The sequence below is a fragment of the Pseudomonas sp. SWRI51 genome (assembly GCF_014268825.1).
Lineage (GTDB): Bacteria > Pseudomonadota > Gammaproteobacteria > Pseudomonadales > Pseudomonadaceae > Aquipseudomonas > Aquipseudomonas farsensis.
In genome coordinates this window covers 1-22,621 of record NZ_JABWRG010000035.1, presented here as the reverse complement: position 1 = coordinate 22,621, position 22,621 = coordinate 1, and the positions used below count along the sequence as shown (strand labels likewise).

21 protein-coding genes and 1 riboswitch are annotated in these 22,621 nt (G+C 63.1%); of the genes, 6 read left to right on the top strand and 15 right to left on the bottom strand.

The features are described 5' to 3' along the window. The first annotated feature begins 3 nt into the window (after positions 1 to 3). Positions 4 to 2,094: a phosphate acetyltransferase gene (gene pta / locus HU720_RS12720; RefSeq protein ID WP_186520280.1), complete on the top strand. Its 2,091-nt coding sequence runs from the start codon at positions 4 to 6 to the stop codon at positions 2,092 to 2,094. A gap of 76 nt (positions 2,095 to 2,170) precedes the next feature. On the opposite strand, the gene HU720_RS12715 is transcribed toward pta, so the two are convergent. The 10 genes from HU720_RS12715 to HU720_RS12670 form a co-directional block, all read right to left on the bottom strand. Then, on the bottom strand, positions 2,171 to 2,896 hold the full coding sequence (locus tag HU720_RS12715; protein ID WP_186520279.1) for an OmpA family protein: 726 nt from the start codon (positions 2,894 to 2,896) through the stop codon (positions 2,171 to 2,173). Positions 2,897 to 2,990: 94 nt separating this feature from the next. Beyond that, positions 2,991 to 3,635 carry an MBL fold metallo-hydrolase gene (locus HU720_RS12710; RefSeq protein WP_186520278.1) on the bottom strand — a complete coding sequence of 215 codons (645 nt, stop codon included), beginning with the start codon at positions 3,633 to 3,635 and terminating at the stop codon, positions 2,991 to 2,993. Positions 3,636 to 3,646: 11 nt separating this feature from the next. Continuing rightward, positions 3,647 to 3,994: a type II toxin-antitoxin system ChpB family toxin gene (locus tag HU720_RS12705; protein WP_186520277.1), complete on the bottom strand. Its 348-nt coding sequence runs from the start codon at positions 3,992 to 3,994 to the stop codon at positions 3,647 to 3,649. After that, positions 3,991 to 4,245: an AbrB/MazE/SpoVT family DNA-binding domain-containing protein gene (locus HU720_RS12700; RefSeq protein ID WP_225917090.1), complete on the bottom strand. Its 255-nt coding sequence runs from the start codon at positions 4,243 to 4,245 to the stop codon at positions 3,991 to 3,993. The genes HU720_RS12705 and HU720_RS12700 overlap by 4 nt, the downstream gene beginning before the upstream one ends. Before the next feature lie 203 nt (positions 4,246 to 4,448). Continuing rightward, entirely contained in the window at positions 4,449 to 5,141 is a 693-nt protein-coding gene (locus HU720_RS12695) for a HAMP domain-containing sensor histidine kinase (protein WP_186520275.1), read from the bottom strand. Beyond that, positions 5,138 to 6,745 carry a tetratricopeptide repeat-containing response regulator gene (locus HU720_RS12690; protein ID WP_186520274.1) on the bottom strand — a complete coding sequence of 536 codons (1,608 nt, stop codon included), beginning with the start codon at positions 6,743 to 6,745 and terminating at the stop codon, positions 5,138 to 5,140. Before HU720_RS12690 ends, HU720_RS12695 begins: the two co-directional genes overlap by 4 nt. Positions 6,746 to 6,905: 160 nt before the next feature. Beyond that, complete coding sequence (locus HU720_RS12685) at positions 6,906 to 9,623, bottom strand: LuxR C-terminal-related transcriptional regulator (RefSeq protein WP_186520273.1); 2,718 nt, start codon at positions 9,621 to 9,623, stop codon at positions 6,906 to 6,908. Positions 9,624 to 10,055: 432 nt separating this feature from the next. Continuing rightward, entirely contained in the window at positions 10,056 to 11,420 is a 1,365-nt protein-coding gene (locus HU720_RS12680; protein WP_186520272.1) for a DUF1329 domain-containing protein, read from the bottom strand. Between the two features lie 26 nt (positions 11,421 to 11,446). After that, positions 11,447 to 13,318, bottom strand: a complete 1,872-nt coding sequence (locus HU720_RS12675) for a DUF1302 domain-containing protein (RefSeq protein WP_186520271.1) — start codon at positions 13,316 to 13,318, stop codon at positions 11,447 to 11,449. Between the two features lie 324 nt (positions 13,319 to 13,642). Continuing rightward, positions 13,643 to 15,325 (bottom strand): fatty acid--CoA ligase, encoded by a 1,683-nt coding sequence (locus HU720_RS12670; RefSeq protein WP_186520270.1) that lies wholly within the window; start codon positions 15,323 to 15,325, stop codon positions 13,643 to 13,645. Positions 15,326 to 15,551: 226 nt separating this feature from the next. Between HU720_RS12670 and HU720_RS12665 the strand changes: the two genes are divergently transcribed. From HU720_RS12665 to HU720_RS12655, 3 genes are all read left to right on the top strand, one after another. After that, positions 15,552 to 16,517, top strand: a complete 966-nt coding sequence (locus HU720_RS12665) for a 2-hydroxyacid dehydrogenase (RefSeq protein WP_186520269.1) — start codon at positions 15,552 to 15,554, stop codon at positions 16,515 to 16,517. A gap of 51 nt (positions 16,518 to 16,568) precedes the next feature. Beyond that, positions 16,569 to 17,567 (top strand): class I SAM-dependent methyltransferase, encoded by a 999-nt coding sequence (locus tag HU720_RS12660; RefSeq protein ID WP_186520268.1) that lies wholly within the window; start codon positions 16,569 to 16,571, stop codon positions 17,565 to 17,567. Positions 17,568 to 17,607: 40 nt separating this feature from the next. Then, positions 17,608 to 17,727, top strand: a riboswitch (yybP-ykoY riboswitch). Positions 17,728 to 17,816: 89 nt separating this feature from the next. Continuing rightward, positions 17,817 to 18,404 (top strand): TMEM165/GDT1 family protein, encoded by a 588-nt coding sequence (locus HU720_RS12655; protein ID WP_186520267.1) that lies wholly within the window; start codon positions 17,817 to 17,819, stop codon positions 18,402 to 18,404. 41 nt (positions 18,405 to 18,445) lie between these two features. Here HU720_RS12655 and HU720_RS12650 read toward each other — a convergent pair whose 3' ends face one another. The 4 genes from HU720_RS12650 to HU720_RS12635 form a co-directional block, all read right to left on the bottom strand. Beyond that, positions 18,446 to 19,261, bottom strand: coding sequence for a M48 family metallopeptidase (locus tag HU720_RS12650; RefSeq protein ID WP_186520266.1), 816 nt, complete (start codon positions 19,259 to 19,261; stop codon positions 18,446 to 18,448). A 113-nt stretch (positions 19,262 to 19,374) separates the two neighbouring features. Then, positions 19,375 to 19,995, bottom strand: coding sequence for an SOS response-associated peptidase (locus HU720_RS12645; protein WP_186520265.1), 621 nt, complete (start codon positions 19,993 to 19,995; stop codon positions 19,375 to 19,377). Between the two features lie 15 nt (positions 19,996 to 20,010). After that, a complete protein-coding gene (locus HU720_RS12640; protein WP_186520264.1) occupies positions 20,011 to 20,271 on the bottom strand; it encodes a DUF2007 domain-containing protein in 261 nt (86 codons plus the stop codon). Then, positions 20,271 to 20,453: a CPXCG motif-containing cysteine-rich protein gene (locus HU720_RS12635; protein WP_186520263.1), complete on the bottom strand. Its 183-nt coding sequence runs from the start codon at positions 20,451 to 20,453 to the stop codon at positions 20,271 to 20,273. The genes HU720_RS12640 and HU720_RS12635 overlap by 1 nt, the downstream gene beginning before the upstream one ends. A gap of 125 nt (positions 20,454 to 20,578) precedes the next feature. Between HU720_RS12635 and HU720_RS12630 the strand changes: the two genes are divergently transcribed. Further along, entirely contained in the window at positions 20,579 to 21,745 is a 1,167-nt protein-coding gene (locus HU720_RS12630; RefSeq protein ID WP_186520262.1) for a 1-acyl-sn-glycerol-3-phosphate acyltransferase, read from the top strand. Between the two features lie 31 nt (positions 21,746 to 21,776). On the opposite strand, the gene HU720_RS12625 is transcribed toward HU720_RS12630, so the two are convergent. Beyond that, entirely contained in the window at positions 21,777 to 22,037 is a 261-nt protein-coding gene (locus HU720_RS12625; RefSeq protein ID WP_186520261.1) for a hypothetical protein, read from the bottom strand. Positions 22,038 to 22,198: 161 nt separating this feature from the next. On the opposite strand from HU720_RS12625, the gene HU720_RS12620 reads away from it, so the two are divergent. Continuing rightward, a complete protein-coding gene (locus HU720_RS12620; RefSeq protein ID WP_186520260.1) occupies positions 22,199 to 22,405 on the top strand; it encodes a hypothetical protein in 207 nt (68 codons plus the stop codon). The last annotated feature ends 216 nt before the right edge of the window (positions 22,406 to 22,621 follow it).

Here is a 22,621-nt window from a genome sequence, read left to right as displayed (position 1 = left end):
CCCATGCAGACATTTTTCATCGCACCGACCGATTTCGGTGTGGGCCTCACCTCCATCAGCCTGGGCCTGGTCCGCACCCTGGAGCGCGCAGGGCTCAAGGTCGGGTTCTTCAAGCCCATCGCCCAGCCACACCCAGGCGACACCGGCCCGGAACGCTCCAGCGAGCTGGTTGCCCGTACCCACGGCATCAAGCCGCCAACCCCGCTGAGCCTGGGCCATGTCGAGCGCATGCTGGGCGACGGCCAGCTGGACGAGTTGCTTGAAGAAATCATCCGCCTGTACCAGCAGGCCTGCGTCGGCAAGGATGTGGTGGTGGTCGAGGGCATGGTGCCCACCCGCCATGCCAGCTACGCCGCGCGGGTCAACCTGCACCTGGCCAAAAGCCTGGACGCCGAGGTGATCCTGGTCTCGGCCCCCGAAAACGAAGTACTCAGCGAGCTTTCCGGCCGGGTCGAGTTGCAGGCCCAGCTGTACGGCGGCCCGCGTGACCCTAAGGTGCTCGGGGTGATTCTCAATAAAGTCCGCACCGACGAAAGCATGGCCGAATTCGCCACGCGCCTGCGCGAGCACTCGCCGCTGCTGCGCGGCAACGACTTCCGCCTGCTCGGCTGCATCCCCTGGCAGGCTGAACTCAACGCCCCGCGTACTCGTGACGTGGCCGATCTGCTCGGCGCCCAGGTGCTCAACGCCGGCGACTACGAACAGCGGCGCATGAACAAGATCATCATCTGCGCGCGCACCGTGGCCAACACCGTGCCGCTGCTGACCTCCGGCACCCTGGTGGTGACCCCGGGCGACCGTGACGACATCATCCTGGCGGTGAGCCTGGCGGCGATCAACGGCGTGCCGCTGGCCGGCCTGCTGCTGACCAGCGACAGCAAGCCCGACCCCCGCATCCTGGAACTGTGCCGGGGCGCGTTGCAGGCCGGTTTGCCGATACTTTCAGTGAGCACCGGCTCCTACGACACCGCCAACCAGCTCAACTCGCTGAACCGGGAAATCCCGGTGGATGACCGCGAGCGCGCCGAATTCATCACCGATTTCGTTGCCACCCACCTGGACGCGGCATGGCTGCATCAACGCTGCGGCACCCCACGCGAGCTGCGCCTGTCGCCGGCGGTGTTCCGCTACCAGTTGATCCAGCGCGCCCAGCAGGCCAACAAGCGCATCGTCCTGCCCGAAGGCGCCGAGCCGCTGATGGTGCAGGCTGCCGCCTTGTGCCAGGCGCGGGGTATCGCCCGCTGCGTGCTGCTGGCCAAGCCCGATGAGGTGGCTGCCGTCGCTCGCGCCCAGGGCATCAGCCTGCCGCCGGATCTTGAAGTACTGGACCCTGAGCTGATCCGCGCCCGTTACGTCGAGCCGATGGTCGAGCTGCGCAAGAGCAAGAACCTCAACGCGCCGATGGCCGAGCAGCAACTTGAAGACCCCGTGGTGATCGGCACCATGATGCTCGCCCTAGGTGAGGTCGACGGGCTGGTTTCGGGCCTGGTGCACTCCACTGCCAACACCATCCGCCCGGCCCTGCAGTTGATCAAGACCGCACCCGGCGCAAGCCTTGTGTCGTCGGTGTTCTTCATGCTGTTCCCGGACCAGGTGCTGGTGTACGGCGACTGCGTGATGAACCCGCACCCAAGCGCCGCGGAGCTTGCCGAGATTGCCCGGCAAAGCGCCGAGTCTGCCGAGTCGTTCGGCATTGCGCCGCGGGTGGCCATGCTCAGTTATTCAAGCGATTCGGCCGCAAGCGACGAGGAAGTGGAAAAAGTCCGTGAGGCCACCCGCCTTGCGCACCTGGCCGAGCACGACCTGCTGATCGACGGCCCGTTGCAGTACGACGCTGCCGCCAACCCGGACATCGCTCGCCAACTGGCGCCTTCAAGCCCGGTGGCCGGGCGCGCCACGGTATTCGTGTTCCCCGACCTCAATACAGGCAACACCACCCACAAGGCGGTGCAGCGCAGCGCCGATTGCGTCAGCCTGGGGCCGATGCTGCAGGGCCTGCGCAAGCCGGTGAACGACCTGCCGCGCGGGGCGCAGGTGGATGACATCGTGCATACCATCGCGCTGACCGCGATCCAGGCCAGCAACGTGCGCTGAAAAAATCGCGGGGCCAGGCCACTCCCACAAACCTGTGGGAGCGGGCTGGCCCCGCGATCAGTTTCAGCCAAGCGGCTCAGGGGTACTGCTGCACAGTGCCCTGCTGGTCATACTGCTGGCCAGGAATCGGCTTGAGGTTGACCTCGACGCGGCGGTTCTGCGCGCGGCCATTGGCATCGGCGTTGCTGGCAATCGGCTGGTCCGGGCCCATGCCACGCACGCTCACCCGCGAAGCATCGACACCTTGCGAGGTCAGGTAGGTGCTGACCGACTGGGCGCGGCGCTGCGACAGGTCCATGTTGTGCTGGCGGCTGCCGGTGCTGTCGGTGAAGCCAACCACTTCGATGGTGTTCTGGTTGAACTGCTTGAACGAGTTGGCCAGGTTGTTCAGTGGCGCGTAGAAGCTTGGCGAAATGTTCGCAGAATCGGTGGCGAAGGTAATGTTGCCCGGCATGATCAGCTTGATCTGGTCACCCTGGCGCTGCACTTCAACGCCCGTGTTGGCCATTTTCGCGCGCAGCTCGGCTTCCTGCTTGTCGGCGTAGTAGCCGTAGCCCGCAGCGGCAGCGCCCACGGCAGCGGCGCCAATCAGCGCGCCTTTGCCACGATTGTTATGGTCGATGGCAGCACCGGCAATGGCACCTGCCAGCGCGCCCAGCCCGCCGTACTTGGCTGTTTTGCTCATGCCACCGGAACCCTGTTCCTGCCCCTGGCTCTGGCCGTCATAGGGGTTGGGGCTGGCGCAGCCGGACATCAGCGCGGCGGCGGTTGCGACAATAATCAGACGACGCATGGTGAACATGGACAAGCTCCTACTGAATTCATAAGTACAGCGGATCGCATACGGATCTGTGCCGGGCTTGGATCACAGCGAAGCGCAAAGATTCCATGAAACTTCAGGCACGCACGAATGGGTTCTCGCGCATTTCTTCGCCGAGGCGGGTATCCGGGCCATGGCCGGTCACCACGATGGCCTCTTCATCCAGACGGTACAGCCGCTCCTTGATGGAACGAACGATAGCCCGTTGATCGCCCCCCCACAAATCGGTCCGGCCAACCCCCCGGCGGAACAACGTGTCACCGGCAATCAGCAGCTTGTGTTCGGCGAACCAGAAGCTCATCGAGCCAGGCGTATGACCGGGCGTATGCAGCGCCACGCCACAGCCACAGGCCAGTTCCTCGTCATCGGCCAGCCAGCGGTCTGGCGCCGGGACCGGCGTGTAGGGCACGCCGAACATCTGGCACTGCATTTCAAGGTTGTCCCACAGCGGCTGGTCGTCCTTGTGCAGATGCAGCGTGGCACCGGTCAACGCCTTCAGGCGCCCAGAGGCGAGAAAGTGATCGAAGTGGGCATGGGTGTGGATGATGCTCACCAGCGTCAGGCCGTGGTGCTGCAGGCGAGCGAGGATCTTCTGCTCGTCACCGCCCGGGTCGACGACGATGGCCTTTTTAGTCAGCGGATCGCCGATCAGCGTGCAGTTGCACTGCAACGGGCCGACGGGGAACGTTTCGCGGATGAGCGATACCGGTAGGTTTTGCATGGGGGGACTCATCAGTCAAAGAGTGTCTGAACGCGCGCAAGTGCATCCAGTATTACCGCTTCGGGGACGGACTCGACACGCACGGCGTTTCTCGCTGTAAGGTCTACGCTTCGAATCTGGTTGCAGAGCATGACGCCCTGCGTCAGCGTTCCCGCGCCGCTCAATGTCACCGCAAAGCCTGCATGCCTCGCAAAATCGCCACCCTGGGATATAGGTGCGATTACAGCAAGCCCTGAAATGTTAAATGAGCCAGGAGTCAACACCAGTGCCGGCCTGCTGGCTCCTTGCTGCTCCCGACCCACGGTGGGATCAAGGCAGATCTGGACAATGTCACCTCTGGCAAACCGTCCCCGCCTCATACCTCACGCCCCACCGGACGCATCGCGTTCCATTCGGACATGTCTTCGGGCTCAGGCGCGTCAAAGTCGCACTGCGCCATAAGTTCATCCAACGTGTACTGCGGCCTCGGCCTGACCGGTTTGAGAACCAACGTTTCACCGGCCGTGTCCAGGCTAAGGGTGGAACCAACTCCCAGACGCAATTGCTTGAGAACCGCGGCAGGCAAACGAATAGCTGCGCTATTGCCCCATTGCTGAATTTTGATCTGCATAAGTATCTCCCAAGGTAGATACATAGTAGAAACGCTCCCGCTCAAAGCAAGTGAAATGTAGAAACGAAGTATCTACATTGTCACCCTACGAAGCTTTGCAAAAGCCCATCTAGTACGAGCAGGATGCATCCTACGCGATCTTGGGAAACAGCTTAAAAATGGTAACACCGCGCTGTTTGCCACGCATATCCAAGCGCCGGCACTCAGGGCAGATACAACCTGAACAACCCGCCCCCCAAGGCCCCGCCGTTGGCGATCTCGATGCGCCCGCGCACGCCGTTGCGCTCGTGCAGCGCAGCGATGCGGGCGGCGAAGTACAGGCCGAGGCCGGTGCTGCCGCTCTGCGCGTCGATGCCTTGTACATAGTCGTGCTGGCGCTCGAGCATGCGCTGTGGATAACCGGTGCCGTCGTCGTTGACGCTGATTACCAGTTGCTCGCCCTCCTCCTCGATGCTGATCAGCAATGCGTGGCCGGCGTAGCGCGTGGCGTTGGTCAGCACGTTGCCGACCACCGAGGCCACCAGTTCGCGGTCGAAGAAGCCCAGCGGGCTGGCGGTGTCGATGCGCCAGGTAGCAAGGATATCGCGGTGCAGCAACACCTCTTGCTGGGCGGCGAGCTGGGCTTCGATGAAGTCGTCCAGCTCGTGGTAGTCCGGGCACACCGGCAACTGGTTGACGCCCAGCTTGTAAAGGCCCAGCAGTTGCACCAGCATGCCGTTGAGGTGGCTGAACTCGTGCTCCATGATGCCCTGCTCGGTGCCGCCCTGCAGCTCTGCAGGCAGGCGCGCCAGCCACTGGTTGTGGGTCTGGATCAGCACCGACAACGAGTTTTTCAGGTCATGCACGGTGGAGGCGATCACCGTGGAAAAATCCAGCCCCTGATTGTCCTGACTCATGCGCCGAATACCCGCAGATGCAACTTGCGATAGCGCTCATAGCGGCTGTCGCTCTTGGGAATACCGCCCACGCTGGTCAGGCAGTTGCGACACTCTTGCAACAGCGCCGGCGGGGTCACCTCACCACCGATGCGCAACAGCGCCTGTGCGGTGTTGAGGGCGATACTGATGTTCTTGGGCTGCAATGCCAGAGCCTTGCGGAACATGCCAAGGGCTTCGCTGAGCTGGCCGCCCTGATAACTACGCACGCCTTGGCGGTTCAGGTCGACCGCCTCGGTCACCGCCCCCAGCACTGTCGGGTCGTCGGTCAGCTTGGCGACGCTCTGCATCACCTTGGGGTCGTCGCCGTAGGTTTCGACACAACCTTTGAGAATCGAGCTGCCTGCCGCGTCCTGGCCGAGCTGCTGCAACTGCTTGGCCACCGTCAGCGCAGCCTCTACCGAGAAGAACTGGTCCATCTTCTCAAGCCGCTGCATGGCCTGCTCGGTGAGCTTGGCTGCGGTTTCGGCATCGCCGGCCTGCTGCAGGCTCGCGGCTTTCATCAGCCGTGCGCGCACTTGCAGGCCCTGGTCCTCGACATGCTCCTTGGCCACTTCGCTGAGCACGGTATTGATTTCAACCCGAGTCCGGGCATCCAGGCCGTTGCCGACGTTCTTGTTCATCAGGGCCTGGGCCAGGCCCAGGTTGCTTTCGGCGCTCTTGTAGCGCGAACTCTGGCCTTGGCTTACCGCGTGGCGGAACGCCTTGGAAGCGCTGTCGAAGTCGGCGTTTTCCAGCGCCAGCTTACCCAGCGCGGCCTGCCGGCGTACTGCCAGCGGCGACAAGCGCACCGCTTCTTCGAGCATATGCTGGGCGCGCTTGCTCTCGCCTTGGGCGATCAAGGCTTCGGCCATCCCGTCGTAGAGGCTGGGCATGATCGGGAAAGCCTTGAGCGCCTGCTCGAACACACCTTGGGCCTGGGCATGCTGGCCGCGCTTGAGCATCAGGTTGCCCAGTGCCGCATATACCCATGGCTGTGGCCGGCTGGCGAGGATGCCCTTGAGAAACTTCTCCAGCTCATCGAACCGGTTGAGGTCGCGCAGGGCGTCGGCGCGGTAGCGCAGGCACAGTGGGGCGAAGCGCGGGTCCTGTTTGCACAGTTCGGCGCAAGCCACCAGCACCTGGGCCGGCTGGCCGCGGTCAAGGGCCTGCAGGATCGGTTTGAGCAAGGTTTTGCGCTGCACCAGTTTTTCCAGCCGCTGGGCAAGGCCCACGCGGTTGAACGGTTTGGTCAGGTAGGCATCCGGTTCATGCTCGATGGCGCTGAGCACGATGGCCTGGCTACTCTCGGCGGTCACCATGATGAACACGCATTCATGGCTGATCAGCTTGTCGAGCAGCAGGTCTTCGAGCACCTGCTGGCCATTCTTCTTGCCGTCGCCCAGGTGAAAATCCTGAAGCACGAAGTCGTAGCGCTTCTGCCCGCACATGCGCAGCGCCTGCTCGCCACTGTCGGCGGTGTCTACGTCGCGCACGCCCAGTTCGCGCAGCATCGAGCGCGTAGAGGTACGAAAGTCGGTGAAGTCGTCGACGATCAGAAAGCTTTTTTGCCCGTACTGCAGCATCAAGACGACCTGTATTGAAATAATTGAAAAAAAGCGCGTAGCGACGCGTACCGCCGAAAATATATCGGCAGCGCATCGTGAAAGATGAGGCCTGCAAGGCCGCGCAAAACTAGTGGCGCGTAGCCATTATTGTAGCCGGCCCTGCGCAGCCCGGCTACCGCTAGGCCAACAACCCCAAGGCCTTGGCCCGCGCCACCGCCTGGGTACGCCGCTCTACGCCGAGTTTGCTGTTGATATGGCTGGCGTGGGTCTTGACTGTGTGCAGCGAAATGAACAGCCGCTCGCTGATCTGTTGGTTGGAACAGCCCTGGGCGATCAGCTCCAGTACCGCAAGCTCTCGGCCGCTCAGGCTTTCTGCGCCGCTGTTCGGCACCTCTGGCAGCTCGGGCAGGCGCGCCAGCAGATCGCCCCTGAGCGCGCACTGGGTGCGTGGGGCAAGTTGCTCGCGCAACCACTGCGGGTGGTCCTCAATCAACCGCTGGAAGGCCTGCAGCACGCCGCCCTGCGCAGCATCGAGCGCCTGCATCAGGCACTCGCTGGCCTGCTGTTCACGGCCCTGCGCCAGCAGCAAACTCACCAACTGGCACAACCCACACACCGCCAAGGCCAGGCCGCCACTGCCCTGCCCCCGTACCGCCAGCCCATGCAGCCGCGCTTCGGCGTCAGCGGTGCGCCCCAGCACCTGCTCAAGCAACGCGCGCTGCAGTTCGATATGCAAAGGCAGCAAAGGGTGGAATTCAGGCGCAGCGGCGGGTTGCTGGCCGCCGTAGGTCTGGCCCAGGCGCAACAACCACGATTCGGCAAGGTCGGTGCGCCCCTGGGCCAGCCACAGCTCGCACTTCACCAAGGTGATCATGGCCAGATAGAAAATCGGCGGCACATCCCAGATATGCATCAGCCGCTCGGCCTCGGCCAACTCGGCGAAGGCTTCGGCAAAGCGGCTTTCGCGCCCCTCCAACGAGGCGATCACGCAGTGGCCGATCAACACGCTGATATCGCGACACGCCCGTGCTTCGCTAAGCCCCGCACGCAAGCGCGCTCGCGCCTGCGCCGGCTGCAGGCGCGTGGCCAGCAGATAACCCTCATAGAGCGTCAGCCGAGCGCGTACCGCATAAAGGCGCTGCGCCGACAGCCCCTGCAAGCGCTGCAGGCCCTGGTGCACCTCGTCCAGGGCCCTGAGCACTTCGCCACGGGCATGCAGCACCCGCGCCCGGTCGTAATGGGCCAGGGCTTCGAACAGCGGGTTGCCGACCCGCTGGGCCAGCTCCAGCGCCTCGCGGTTCCAGCCCCGGGCGCGCCAGAAATCGCCGTCGGCAATGGCCAGGTTGGACAGGGTCGACAGGCAGACCAGACGCTGCCCATAGCGTTTTAACGGCAAGGTTTGCAGGGCTTCGCCGCAGTACGCAAGCGTGCGCTGGCGATCCCCTCGCCCGCGAGCGATGACCCCGCTCAGCGCCAGCCACTGGGCCAGCATGGAGCGCTGCGCAGTGGCCGATGGCGCTGGCAGAAACCGGCTGAGATGAGCCGCCAGCTCTTCGGCTGCGTCCAGTTGGCAGGCCAGGCCCAGTGCCCAGCTGTACAGTACGATCAGCCGCGGCGTGCTGATCAGCAGGCTGTCGGGGAGGTCCATTTTCCAGCGCAGCAACATGCCGACGTTCTGCTCGGCCAGCAGTTGTTCTTCAGAGAGGCTCTGCACCAGGTCTGCCGCAACATCGAGGTGGCCGGCGCGCAAGGCCTGTTCAACGGCCTCGTCGAGCAGGCCCTGGGCTTGGAACCAGCGGCAGGCGCGCAGGTGCAGACTGACCAGCGGCTCACTGCTCTGGCGGCTACGCAGCAAATCGGAAAACAGGTGGTGGTAGCGGAACCACCGGCCATGCTCGTCAAGCGGCACCAGAAACACTTGGTGGGCTTGCAGGTAGTGAAGAACCTCGGCGCTGTCCACGCGTTCACGCAGCGCGTCGCACAGGTCGGCGCAGAAGCGCTCCTGGCAGGCGGTATCGTAAAGAAATGCCTGCACATGGGCGGGCAGAATATCGATCACTTCTTCGAGCAGGTAGTCGCGGATCAGGCCCTCGCCGCCATGCAGGGCTTGCGGCAAGGCACCGTCTTCACCCGACTCGCTGGCGGCCAGTTGCCAGAAACGCAAGCCCGCCACCCAGCCGTCGCTGCGCTGGATGAGGTTGTCCAGAGCCTGGCCGCGCAGCCCGGTGGGCTGCCGACCGATCACCGCCAGGGCTTCGTCCGGGGTCAGGCGCAGGTCCTGCTCGTTGAGTTCGACCAACTGCCGCGACAGCCGCAGCCGCGCCAGGTGCCAGTCGGGGCGCTGCCGGCTGGTCACCAACAGGGCCAGGCCTGCTGGCAGGTGGTTGAGGAAAAACTGCAGGCAGCGGTCGAGCACCGACCCCTGAGCCAGGTGATAGTCGTCAAGCACCAGCAGCAGAGGGGTGTCGGGCTGCAGGTACAGCGCCAGCTCATCGAGCAGGCCATCAAGCCATTCTTCAAAGGCGAAGGGTTGATGGCGCTGGCGCATTTTCAGCAAGCCCATCGCTTGGCCGCCCAGCGCCGGGCAGAACTGCTGCAGGCCTTCGAGCAAACGCTCAAGAAAACGGCCGGGGTCGGCATCGCGCTGGCTCAAACCCAGCCACAGGCTGCGCCAATGGCTGGGCAGCGCCTGGCAGAACTCGATGGCCAGGGAGCTTTTGCCAAAGCCTGCCGGCGCGCTTACCAACAACAAGCGCCCTGCAAGGCCGGTGCTCAAGCGCTGGCAAAGGCGTGGCCGGGGGACGTGCGCCTCTGGCAGCGGTGGCCGATAGAAACGCCCGTCCAGCAGGCCAATGGCCTGACTGGCGACTCCATGCATACGGGACAGATCAGTCATGGCCGGCTCGTTCTGATGGAAACTTCGTCGGTGCGGATGTTGCGAGACTAGCGGCAAAAACGGCGCATTTGAAGGTAATGACCGCGATTTGCACAAAAAGACTACGACAAAACGCAACAACGCTGATCGACATCAGCGGGCCGGATAACCGGCCATAAGCCAGCATTGGTCTCTATGCAACTCTGGCGCGACGCTGGAGCACAAGTTGTTGTGGCGAGCGGACTTGCCCCGCGTTGGGCTGCGGAGCAGCCCTGAGGGATACCGGTGTGTGAGTACTTTGACAGAGATAGGTTTTAGAGCTGCTTCGCAGCCCAACGCGGGGCGAGCCCGCTCGCCACAATGAAATACGTCTGAGCGAGAAATTGTGTAGAAACCCATGACGCAAAAGGGGCCGCATCGCGGCCCCGGATCGATCAGAAGCCTGCAACAGGCTTAGCGCACGCCGGACTGGCGCAGTGCCGCGGGTTGGAAGTCAGCTTTGCTGGCAGTAAAGCCGAAGTCGTAAGCGCGCTTTTCTTCGTTTTTCATGCCCAGTGCCAGGTAACGGCCCGATTGCAGGTCGTAGATGGCTTCCAGGGTATACCACGGCACCTGGTTGGCGTAATACGGCTGGGCATGAGCCTCAGACACCCGCCACAGCTGGTTGCGGCCATCGTACTGGTCGATCACCGCGGCCTGCCAGGTGTCCTCGTCGATGTAGAAGTCACGCTTGGCGTAGATATGCCGCTGCCCAGGCTTGAGGGTTGCCACCACATGCCAGACACGGCGCAGCTCATAGCGCGAGAGGTCCTGGTTGATATGGCCGGCCTTGATGATGTCGGCGTATTTGAGCTTCGGGTCATCCAGTTTGAAAGCGTTGGAGGCGATGTACAGTTCTTTCTTGCCCTCAAGCTTCCAGTCGTAGCGGTCGGGCGCGCCGTTGAACATGTCCAGGTTGTCCGAGGTACGCAGACCGTCGGCGGCGGTACCCGGCCCGTCATACGACACTTGCGGCGCCTGGCGCACGCGGCGCTGGCCGGCGTTGTAGATCCAGGCCTTGCGCGGCTCCTTGACCTGGTCGAGGGTCTCGTGCACCAGCAGCACGGTGCCGGCCAGGCGCGCCGGGGCGGTCACCTCCTGTTTGAAATAGAACAGGATGTTGCCGGGGTTGGCCGGGTCGTAGTCCTTCATGCGGTCGCGGAACACGAACTGGTCCTGGAAGTACACCAGACTGTAGGAGCCGTTTTGCTGCGGCGTGGCCTGGGTCACCAAACGCGTGACGCTGCCGCCACGGTAGCGGGTGATGTGGTTCCAGATGACTTCCAGACCATCTTTGGGGATCGGGAACGGCACCGCAGTGCGGAAGTTGTTCAGGCCGTTGCCACCTTCTACCAGGGTGGTTTTGGTGGCGTTTTCCTTGATGGCGGCGAACACATCATCAGGCACCGTGGCGCCACGGTGGGTTTTGTACACCGGGATCTTGTAGCTGTCGGGGTAGCGTTTGAGCATGGCCATCTGGCCTGGCGACAGTTTGTCCTTGTACTGCTCGGCGTTCTGCGCAGTGATGGTGAACAGCGGCTTTTCGCTGGCATAGGGATCGGACAGGAAACCTTTGCCATCGACACTGCCGGCAGTTTTGCCCAGCGGCTCCCAAGGGCCGATGGAGCCGTCGGCGTTGCCGGCCTTTTCTGCCCCCATCGGCGTCAGCGTGGAACCCAGCTTGGCCGCCTGGTCGGCAGACACCGCCGCCATGACGCTGGTCGCCAGCAAGGACATGCCCAAGACACCGGCCTTCAGTAGTCGTGTGGTCATTTTCATACTGTTGTCGTCCTGAATCAGTGGGCTTAGAAGTTCACGCCGAAGCTGAGGGCGACGAAGTCGCGGTCATCTACGGTTGTGTACTTGCCATCGAAGAAGTTGGTGTACGAAAGGCTCGCCGTGTAGGTGTTCTGATACTCGGCGTCCAGGCCCAGGCTGACTGCCTTGCGGCCTTCCTCGAAGTTGGCACCTGGGCCTGGCGAGTAGCCAGACACGTCGTGGGACCAGGCCACGCTAGGCTTGAGGTTGACCCCCGAGAACACATCCGGGTACTCCCAAATGGCGCGGGCGCGGTAGCCCCAGGAGGTGCTGGTGGTGAAGCCATCGCTGTTGCAGTTACGCGACAGGTTGGCGGTCGATGTACCCAGGCCCGAGCCACCAATGGTGCCGGCGTTCAGGGTCTGGCAGGTGCCGTTGGGCAGCTCCCCTGGGCCGTAGACCGGGTCGCGGCCGTAGCGCGCCTTGCTGGTGCTTTCGAGCCCGCCCACGTAAGTGACGCCGACTTCGCCGACGAGGGTGAGGCGGCTGGCGCCCATTACCTGGTCCAGGAAGTGGGTGAATGTGGTCTGGAACTGGGTGATCTCTTTACGCCGGTAACCATGCAGGTCTTGCCCTGGCGTGCCCTTGAGCACCGAAGCATCGTTGAAGCCGCCAATCGGCGTCACACCTGCGAACAGGATATCGGTTGAGTTCAGTTGCACCGGGGCGTTGGGCCGGTAGCTGAGTTCACCGCTCCAGGCAGTGCCGGTGGGCAACGTGGTGGAGAAGCTCAGGCCGTACAGGCGAATGTCTTCCGGGTACTCGACGAAATACTGCGAATTGCCCGCCACTATAAGCGCCTGCAGGTTTGCCGGCAGTGCTGCAATACGGTCGAAGACTCCCTGCGAAGCGCCGGTGGCGCTGAAGATCGGCGCGCGGCTGTGGTAGTTCATGAAGTAGGCGCCGAACTCGGTGTCGAGCGGCTCGAACATATAGCGGAAGGCAACGCCAAATTGGCCGCTGTCGCGCGCGTCACGATCGGCGCCGCGCCTGACCAGCACGCCTTCGTCGTTGTAGTTCACGCCGTTGGCGGCGAGCAGACCACGGACGCCTGCAGGCAAGCCGTTCAGCGTACGGGCGCTGCTCAGCACCCGCAGGTTGTCGGTACAGCCATCGGCAATGATGTCCGGCTGCGAGAAGAACGTACCGCAGTTGTCGACGACAGTCTGGTCCCACTCCACCTGGTAGAAGGCCTCGGCCGACAGGTTGTCGGTCAGGCTCTGGGAGACATAGAACATGTTGACCGGAATCAGGCCTTCCTTCACCTCGGAGCCGGGGCGGCGGAATGCCGATACGTCGATCGGGTTGATGGAGTTGATGCCGCCGCCAATGAAGGTGCTTTCACCCCAGCTGACCACCTGCTTGCCGAAGCGCACCGAGCCCGGCATGTCGCCGATGGAATAGTTGTGGTAGACGAACGCATCGAGAATCTCTCCGCCCGAGGACTGCGCGCCCTCTTTGCGGTTGGAGTCACTGATGTCCTTGAACTCGCGGTGTTCATCCTTGAGCTCGAAGTCGTACCAGTACTTGCCGCGCACGAACACCCCGGTGTCGCCGTACTTGAGTTCGAGGTCGTGGATGCCCTTGAAGATCTTCGAGAAGGTCTCGCCCTTCTTGAAGTTCAAGTGACCGTCGTCGGAGGTTTGCGACAACCCCTTGCCGCCATTGTTGGCGCCGATGAGGTTCTTGTTCGGGCTGGCGGTGGACCAGCTGGCGCCGACAGAGAGCGACGAGTCGAACTGGCCTTCGATTTCACCGATGTTGAAGCTGACAGCGAAAGCAGGGCTTGCGAGCGTGGAAGCAAGGCTGACGGCCAAAGGCAGTCGGGCCCGGCGCCAGAACGGGTTTGCAGATGTCATCGACGCTACTCCATGTACTTTATTGTTATGGCAGTGAGTCCCTTCAGAAACGGCCCGAGCGCCTGGTGACATGGCTCCTGCCCGCAGCGCCGCACAACGTGCGTCGCCTCCCCCATTCCTGAAAATCCCCTGAGCCGACTATAGCCAGCGGCCAAAGGTGCTTGATCCCTCTAAAGTGTGATTTGCGCTCCGTGCGGCCGACGAGCACCGGGTAACTGTCCCTGATGACCGCCGTGCACAAGCATGGCTCATTTTTTTGCTTTGACAAGACACCAACCGCTCTAGCGTGGGCAACAGCCTGAAAATAGCCGCGCCCGCCAGCGTTTACAGGGTGGACAGAAATGCGCTGTTACTGGCCTGCCATTCAGTGATGTCCAGGCGGATACGCTTCTTGTCGAGCTTGCCGACGCTGGTCTTGGGAATTTCAGTAACAAGGGCGATCTGGCTGGGGATGGCCCACTTGTTTATATGGCCCTGCTCGACGAACGGCTTGAGATGGTCCTTGAGCGTCCGCGCATCGACCAACTGGCCCTCGCGCACCACAATCAGCGCGAATGGCCGCTCACCCCATTGCGGGTCGGGCACGCCCACCACGGCCACCTCGCGCACCCCCGCGTGGCGGCTGATGAGGTCTTCGAGGTCCAGCGAGGACACCCACTCACCGCCGGTCTTGATCACGTCCTTGATGCGGTCGCGAATATCGATGAAGCCCATGCTGTCCAGGGTCGCCACATCCCCGGTATGCAGCCAGCCGCCCTGCCACAGCTCGGCGCTTTTTTCCGGCTCCTTGAAGTAGCCCATGGTCAGCCACGGCGCACGCAGCACCAGCTCGCCCTGATGTTCACCGTCGGCAGGCAGGAAATTGCCGTCGCCATCGACAATGGCCGCCTCGACCAGCGGCACCGGCACCCCGGCCTTGATGCGGTAGGTGACGCGTTCGTGCTCGCTACCGGCTTGCAGTTCGTCGTTCAGGTGCGCGGCGCTGATCAGCGGGCAGGTCTCGGACATGCCATACGCGGCAGTCAGCTGGATGCCGCGCGCCAGCGCCGCCTCATAGAGGGCGCGGTTGAGTGCGCTGCCGCCAATGATGATTTTCCAGCCGCCGAAGTCCTGGCCTTGCGAGTTGGGGCAGTTGAGCAGCATTTGCAGGATGGTCGGCACACAGTGGGAGAAGGTGACCTTCTCTTCGCGCCACAGCTTGACCAGCATGTCGGGCTCGTAGCGGCCGGGGTACACCTGTTTCATGCCAAGCATGGTCGCGGCGTAGGGAATGCCCCAGGCGTGCACATGGAACATCGGGGTGATGGGCATGTACACATCATCGCTACCGATCAGCCGCACGCTGTCGATACTGCCGGTGACCGACGTTTCGGCCAGGGTGTGCAGCACCAACTGACGGTGGGTGAAGTACACACCCTTGGGGTTGCCGGTGGTGCCCGTGGTGTAGAAGGTGGTGGCGACTGAGTTCTCGTCAAAGTCGGGGAAGTCGTAGTGCGGGCTGGCCGCAGCCAGCAGCTGCTCGTACTCGCCAACCAGCCCCGGCAAATCGGCTGATTTTCCTGGCCCGTCGGTCAACAGCAGGGTCTTGTCCACCGTGGTCAGTTGCCCGGCAATGGCCTGGTACAAGCCGACGAAATCGCTGTTGACCAGCACGAAGCGGTCTTCGGCGTGGTTCATGGTGTACAGAATTTGCTCAGGCGAAAGGCGCACATTGATGGTGTGCACCACCGCGCCGATCATCGGGATAGCGAACATGCATTCGAGGTAGCGATGGCTGTCCCAGTCCATCACCGCCACGGTATCACCGGCCTTGACCCCGGCAGCACTAAGCACGTTGGCCAGGCGCGCGATACGCTCGGCGAGCTGTGGATAAGTCAGCCGCACCTGGTCGCGGTAGACGATCTCGCGGGTTTTCTCGTAACGACCACCCGACATCAGCAGTCGCTTGATCAACAGAGGGTACTGATAGGCGCCCTCGGCGGGCTTGATGATGCGCGTCTGCAACATAGAGATCCCTTTTCTGTAGAACGGCCCGGACATTTCAGACAGTTACTGTAGATCGGTGAGGCACCCGTCAAATCAGCCAAAGGAATGATTCGGCTTTGCCAGGTATGAGAAACGTGGCCCGGCGGCCTTGAGTGTGCACCACACTTGATGACGTAACCGCGTCTGATTAAGTAAGGTGCAGGTCGGGCGCCACCGCCCTGACCACGCCCCCGCAGAAGGACCCGTCATGACCGCCGCACGCGATGCCGTATTTCTCGACCATGCCTCCCTGGACCTCGGGGACCTCGACCTGGGCCCCTTGCAGCAGTGCTTTTCGTCGCTGCGCTGCCACCCGGCGACCGCCCCCGACGAAGTCGCCGAACGCCTGAAGGGCGCCACAGTGGCGATCAGCAACAAGGTGGTGCTCGATGGTGCAACCCTGGCGGCCAACCCGCAGCTCAAGCTGATCCTGGTGTCGGCGACCGGCACCAACAACGTTGACCTCGCCGCGGCGCGCGCCCAAGGCATTACCGTGTGTAACTGCCAAGGTTATGGCACCCCTTCGGTGGCCCAGCACACCTTGGCCCTGCTGCTCGCGCTGGCCACGCGCCTTTGCGACTACCAGCAGGCCGTGGCGGCCGGGCAATGGGCCAAGGCCAGCCAGTTCTGCCTGCTCGACTTCCCTATCGTCGAGCTTGAGGGCAAGACCCTCGGCCTGCTGGGCCATGGCGAATTGGGCGGGGCGGTGGCGCGCCTGGCCGAAGCGTTCGGCATGCGTGTCCTCAGTGGCCAGATTCCCGGCCGGCCGGCGCGCGCCGACCGCTTGCCCCTGGACGAACTGTTGCCCCAAGTCGACGCCCTGACCCTGCACTGCCCACTCACCGAGCAGACCCGGCACATGCTCGGGGCCCGTGAGCTGGCGCTGCTCAAGCCCAGTGCGCTGGTGGTCAACACCGCGCGCGGCGGGCTGATCGACGAGCAGGCCCTGGCCGATGCGCTGCGCAGCGGCCACCTGGGCGGGGCCGCCACCGATGTGCTCAGCATCGAGCCCCCCGTCAACGGCAACCCGCTGCTGGCGGCGGATATCCCACGCCTGATCATCACCCCGCACAGCGCCTGGGGCGCGGTGGAGGCGCGCCAGCGCATCGTCGGCCAACTGGCCGAAAACGCCCAGGCGTTCTTTGCCGGGCAGCCACGGCGAGTGGTCGGCTGAACCGCAGGCGGCTCTGCTACACTGCGCGACTTTTTTCAGGAGGCGTCGTCCATGGACCCGCGCAGTGAAGTGTTGCTCCGCCAGGCGGAGCTGTTCCAGGGCTCGCTGCTGATCGCCGGCGCCCCCGCCGACGGCCTGCTCGCCGAGCTGCCGCAAGCCCAGGCCTGGACCTGGCACGCCGGCGACCAGGCGCAGCTTCTGGGCCGTTTTCCTGGCCGCTGCCACCACGGTGTCGACGCACCGCAGGTGCCCTTCGACAGCGCCGTGCTGTTTTTGCCCAAGTCCCGCGAGCTTGCCGCCTATCTGCTCAACGCCCTGGCCTCGCGCCTGGCTGGCCGCGAGCTGTACCTGGTCGGCGAAAAGCGCGGCGGCATCGAGGGCGCAGCCAAGCAATTGCAGGCGTTCGGCAAGCCGCGCAAGCTCGACAGCGCCCGCCACTGCCAGTTGTGGCAGGTAACCGTAGATAACGCACCGGTTGCGCAGCCGCTGGAAAGCCTTGCAGAACGCTTCGAACTGGCGTTGCCTGACGGGCCGCTGCAAGTGGTCAGCCTGCCTGGCGTATTCAGCCATGGCCGCCTGGACAAGGGCACCGCGCTGTTGCTGGAGCATCTGCAAAACCTGCCCAGCGGCCATGTGCTTGATTTTGGCTGTGGGGCTGGTGTGCTGGGCGCGACGGTCAAGCGCCGTTACCCGCAAAGCCAGGTGACGCTGCTGGATGTCGACGCGTTTGCGGTGGTTGCCAGCCGCCTCACACTGGCCGCCAATGGCCTTGAAGGCGAGGTAATCAGCGGCGACGGCATCGATGCAGCGCCCCAGGACCTGAGCGTGATTCTGAGCAACCCGCCGTTCCACACCGGGGTGCACACGCATTACCAGGCAGTTGAAGACTTGTTGGCAAAATCTGGAAAAATTCTGCGAAAAGGCGGCGAAATGCGCCTAGTTGCCAACAGCTTCCTGCGCTACAAACCGTTGATCGAGGCCGCCTTGGGCAACTGCGAAACCCGCGCCGAAGCACAGGGTTTCAAAATTTACCGCGCCACACGCGGTTGAAAAACAGCGCTTGCCTAAAGCGTTTGGCCTAGGCAGAATCCGCACCGTCCTAGGGGAGTAGTCTCCCGCAAGCACCCAGCTTGCCCGGCACGCGTCAACATACTTGGCCCTCAGGCCATGGCGCGTGCGACCCACGGTCCACACAGATGGATCCAGGGTTTGACAAGACCTATGACACGCACACCTTACCCGGGGCGGGGAGGCTGTACGTGTCATAGCCGTGTCGACCCGCCCCCCGTAGGAATCCTGATGCTGGAATCGTTGCTCGTCCCCACCGCCATCGTTGCGCTCGCCGAAATTGGCGACAAGACGCAATTGCTCGCGCTTATTCTCGCGGCCCGCTTTCGCAAGCCTTGGCCGATCATTGCCGGTATCGTCGCCGCCACCTTGGCCAACCATGCCGCAGCGGGCGCTGTGGGCGCCTGGGTCAGTGGTTTTTTCAGCGAGTCGGTGCTGCACTGGGTACTGGCCGCAAGCTTCACCGCCACGGCCTTGTGGACCTTGGTGCCGGACAAGATGGACGATGATGAAACCAGCAACGCGCGCCGCTTCGGGCCGTTCCTGACCACGCTGATTGCGTTCTTCCTGGCGGAGATTGGTGACAAGACCCAGGTCGCCACAGTGATGCTGGCTGCGCAGTATCCGCACCTGATCATGGTGATCATTGGCACCACGCTGGGCATGCTGATTGCCAACGTGCCGGTGGTACTGGCGGGTAATTTTGCAGCAGATAAACTGCCGTTGACGCTGATCCGTCGCCTGGCGGCGGCGGCGTTCGTGGTGCTGGCAGTGGTCGCCGTGTATTCGGCAATGAAAACCAGCGGCTGGATAGGCTGATCGAAAAAACGCCGCCCCTTGCAGGAGCGGCGTTCGAGGGCTTACTTCTTCGACGCTTGGTACAGCGGCATCACCTTCGGAATGGCTGCCTGCAGCGACGCAATACGGCTGGTGGAAGCCGGGTGAGTGCTCATGAACTCAGGCGGCGCGCCTTCGGAAGCCTTGCTCATCTTGTTCCACAAGGTGATCGCAGCGTTCGGATCGTAGCCGGCGCGGGCCGACAGTTCGAGGCCGATCAGGTCGGCTTCGTTCTCGTTGGCGCGGCTGTTGGGCAGGGTCATGGAGTAGTTCACCACGGTGTCTGCCATGGCCATTTTGTCCTGGCCAATGCCGAAGATGGCGCCGGCGCCTTGGCGGGCCATTTCCACGCCGTAGGCCTTGGACATTGCTTCACGGCCATGCTCGCGCAGGGCGTGGGCAATTTCGTGGCCCATCACGGCGGCGATTTCTGCGTCGGTCAGCTTCAGCTGGTCGATCAGGCCGGTGTAGACGATGATCTTGCCGCCTGGGCCGCAGTTGGCGTTGAGCTCGTCGCTCTTGATGACGTTGACTTCCCATTTCCACTGCGCGGCGTCCGGCCGGAACTGTGGTGCCTGGGCGATGAGGCGGTCAGCAATGGCCTGCACCCGCTTGGCGTCTTTGCTGGACTTGTCCAGCACGCCTGCGTTGGTGGCTTCACCGAGGGTCTGCTGGTACGACTTGGCGTACATCTGGTTGACCTCATCGGTCGAGAGCATGCTGAACATGTACTGCTTGCGTTCAACACCGACGGCGCCACCACTGGTGGTATTGACCGCCTGACAGCCGCCCAGCAGGATGCCGGCGCTCAACATGCTGACAACGAATGACTTACGCATGAAAACACTCCCTATTTACGTGCCGCGTATCCTAGGCGTTGGCGCTTCAGGCCGCTAGAGCTTTGGGTAAGTTTTCCTACGTAAGCCGACGATTCAACTGACCCGGTGCAGGCTCACGCTGGGGTCAGGCATTCCGGGCCGTCAAGCTTGGGGTCGTTGACCAACAGCGCCAGGGCGCGCTCGCGCAGGCTGGCCGGGGGTTTGGCGAGCAGCTCGTGCAGGCGCGCCAGCGGCGTATCGGGGTCGAGCCACAGCGCCTGCTCGGCTTCATCCAGAATCAGCGGGCGGCGCTGGTTCATTGCAGGCTGGGTGATTACCGCGCAGCTTAGCCAAACCTGCTCTTGCACCGGGTATTGTTCCCACACGGCGGCAAAGAACAGCGAAGCGCCCTCCCCCGGTGTCACCCAATACGGGCGTTTGCGTGCAGTGCCGCGCCACTCGTAAAAGCCGTTGGCCGGCATCAGGCAGCGCCGCTGGCGGAACGCATCGCGAAACATCGGTTGTTCGGCCAGGGTCTCGGCGCGGGCCTGGGCGGGCGTGCGCGAGAGGTCGGTCAGCCAGGCCGGGGTCAGCCCCCAGCGCGCACTGGCCAATTGCAACTGGCCGGCCTGCTGGCGCTGGATCAGCACCGAGGCGCCGGGCGAAATGTTCCATTGCGCACGCTGCTCAGGGGGAAACCCCGGCAAGCCGGCAAAGGCTGGGGACCAGCGAAACAGGGCGTAGCGTCCACACATGGGCGAAATCAAAACCTAACAGATCAGGGTTCCCGGATAACTTTCCGGTTCGTCGCCGGCAAGGGGCTGGGCAGCATTGTACGCATCGATCAGTTGCCGTGCGTAGGCGGCATGCTCATCGGCGACCGCCAGGCCCAACAGCCCGTGCATCGGCAGCTCACCCACCGCGCCCATCAGGTCGCGCCCGACCAGGTGCACCTCAACGCCTTCGCTGGCGAGCATGCCCACCAGCATTTGCGCCTCCAGCAGGCTTTCAGGCTCGTATATACGCAGCATCAGTCGTTCTCGCCGTAAACATCGAGCATCCACTCATCACCCTCGACCTGCAGCTTGAAGGTGATGGGCTTGCAGCAGACCTGGCAGTCCTCGATGTACTCCTGGTCGCCGGCAGACAGGTCCACGGTCGTTTCAACCTGTTCACCACAGTACGGACAATCGTAGATAGCAGTTTCCAGCATCGCGGTCTCCTGAGTGACTTGTGCGTATAATTGCCGGTCTATTTACAGGGCTGATGTGTGTCGGAGCCGTTTTTCCGAACCCGCCCCTACCTTATTACCCTAGCCGTTTCCAACAAGAGAGCATGATGGGCGAATTCGATGCCATCCGACCGTACGACGACGCTGAGGTGCCTGCCGTTCTGGCGCGCCTGTTCAGCGACCCGGCATTCCTCGATATCCTCACCCACTTCCGCTTCCCGCGGGCAGCGGGCGCCTTCGGCTGGCTGCTCAAGCCACTGATCGCGCGGCGCCTGCGCAAAGAGTTCGCTGGCGTGAGCTGCGTTTCGACGCTGCAGGACAAAGTCGAGTACTACGTCGACCGGACCATCGACCGTGCAACCGACGGCGTCACCTACACCGGCGTCGAGCAGCTCAAGGCGGGCACCGCCTACCTGTTCCTGGCCAACCACCGCGACATCGTCATGGACCCGGCTTTCGTCAATTACGCCGTGTACCACGCAGGCTTGCCCACGCCGCGGATCGCCATCGGCGACAACCTGCTGCAGAAGCCCTTCGTCAGCGACATGATGCGCCTGAACAAAAGCTTCATCGTGCACCGCTCGATCAGCGGCCGCCGCGAGAAGCTCGCCGCCTACCAGTTGCTGTCGGCCTACATCAACCATTCCATCCGCAGCGATGGCGCCTCGATCTGGATCGCCCAGGCCGAAGGCCGCGCCAAGGACGGTGATGACCGGACCGATTCGGCGATCCTGAAAATGTTCCACATGAGCCGCAAGGACGAGCCGTTTGGTGCAGTGATCCAGAGCCTGAACCTGATTCCGGTATCGATCAGCTACGAATACGACCCGTGCGACCAGGCCAAGGCCCGCGAGCTGTACATCCGCGCCACCACCGGCAGCTACACCAAGGCGCCGGGCGAGGACGACAACAGCATTGCCCAGGGCATTACCGGCTACAAAGGCCGGGTGCACATCAACTTTGCACCGCCTGTAACCGAGTACCACGAGGACACCAAGCAACTGGCCCTGGCCATCGACCGGCAGATCCTCGGCGGCTACCGGCTGTTCCCGGTGCACTACCTGGCCTATGCGATGTGGGCCGAGAAAGACGAGGCACTGCAAGTGCCGAGCGCTGACAAGGTGTTCCCGGCCGAAGAGCTGCAAAAGGCCCGCGCAGAATGGCAGCGCCGCCTGGACGCCTGCCCTGCCGAGCAGCGCCCGTACCTGGTGCAGCAATATGCGACGCCGGTGCGTAACCAGTATCAGGTCAAGCGCCAGGCCATGTCAGCCTGAAGCGCAGATGGCGGTGGGGTGCGGGTGAAGCTCAGGCCCAGGTGCTGAACCACGACAGCAGCAGCGCCATCGCCAGGCAGGCAAAGCCGAGAATGTAGTAGTAGCGCGGCACGCGCAGGTCGAAGCCGTCCGCCGCGCCTTCACCCACCGCCAGGCGTTGGCGGTGAATGGCTGCGCGGCGCCGGGCGCTGTGCAGCAGCAAACCGCCCGGGCAGGTAATCAGCAGGGCCAGAAGGTTTACCAGTTTGGCCGGATGGGCAGCGAGAAAGCCCATGAGCACTTGCAACGACATCGACACGACCCTCGGTTTCAGGTTCAGCAAAGCCCGGCATTCTACCTAGGCCGGTTGGCACGCCCGCACTTTTGCGACCAACTGCGACTAAATTTCATCTGTCACACGCTCGTCATCAAGACAGGCCACCCTGTCGGCCTGCAACCGAACCGGAGCTTGTCATGCTGCACGCCGAAAACCAGGACCGTCTCTACCTTGTTGCCCAGAGTGACGAACAGCAGGCGCTGATCGATGGTTTTTCCATCAACGTGCAAGACCGCCACTGGCTGGTGTATTGCGCGCTCGGCGGTCACAGCCATGACGACCTGCCCGAGGTCGATACGCAAACTGGGATCAGCCTGCTCGACTTTCACGTCCACGCCGCCTGAGCCTGTGCGGGCCTCATCGCAGGCTGGCGCCAGCTCTCATAGAAATTGAGTCTGCTACCCATATCGCAGCTGACGCGGCCCCTGTGGGAGATTCTATGGTTTTGTACAAGCCTGTTCCCACTAGACATATCTCCTTGTGGCGAGCTCCCTTGTGGCGAGCGGGCTTGTCCCGCGTTGGGCTGCGCAGCAGCCCCTGGGGTTTTCAGGGCTGCTGCG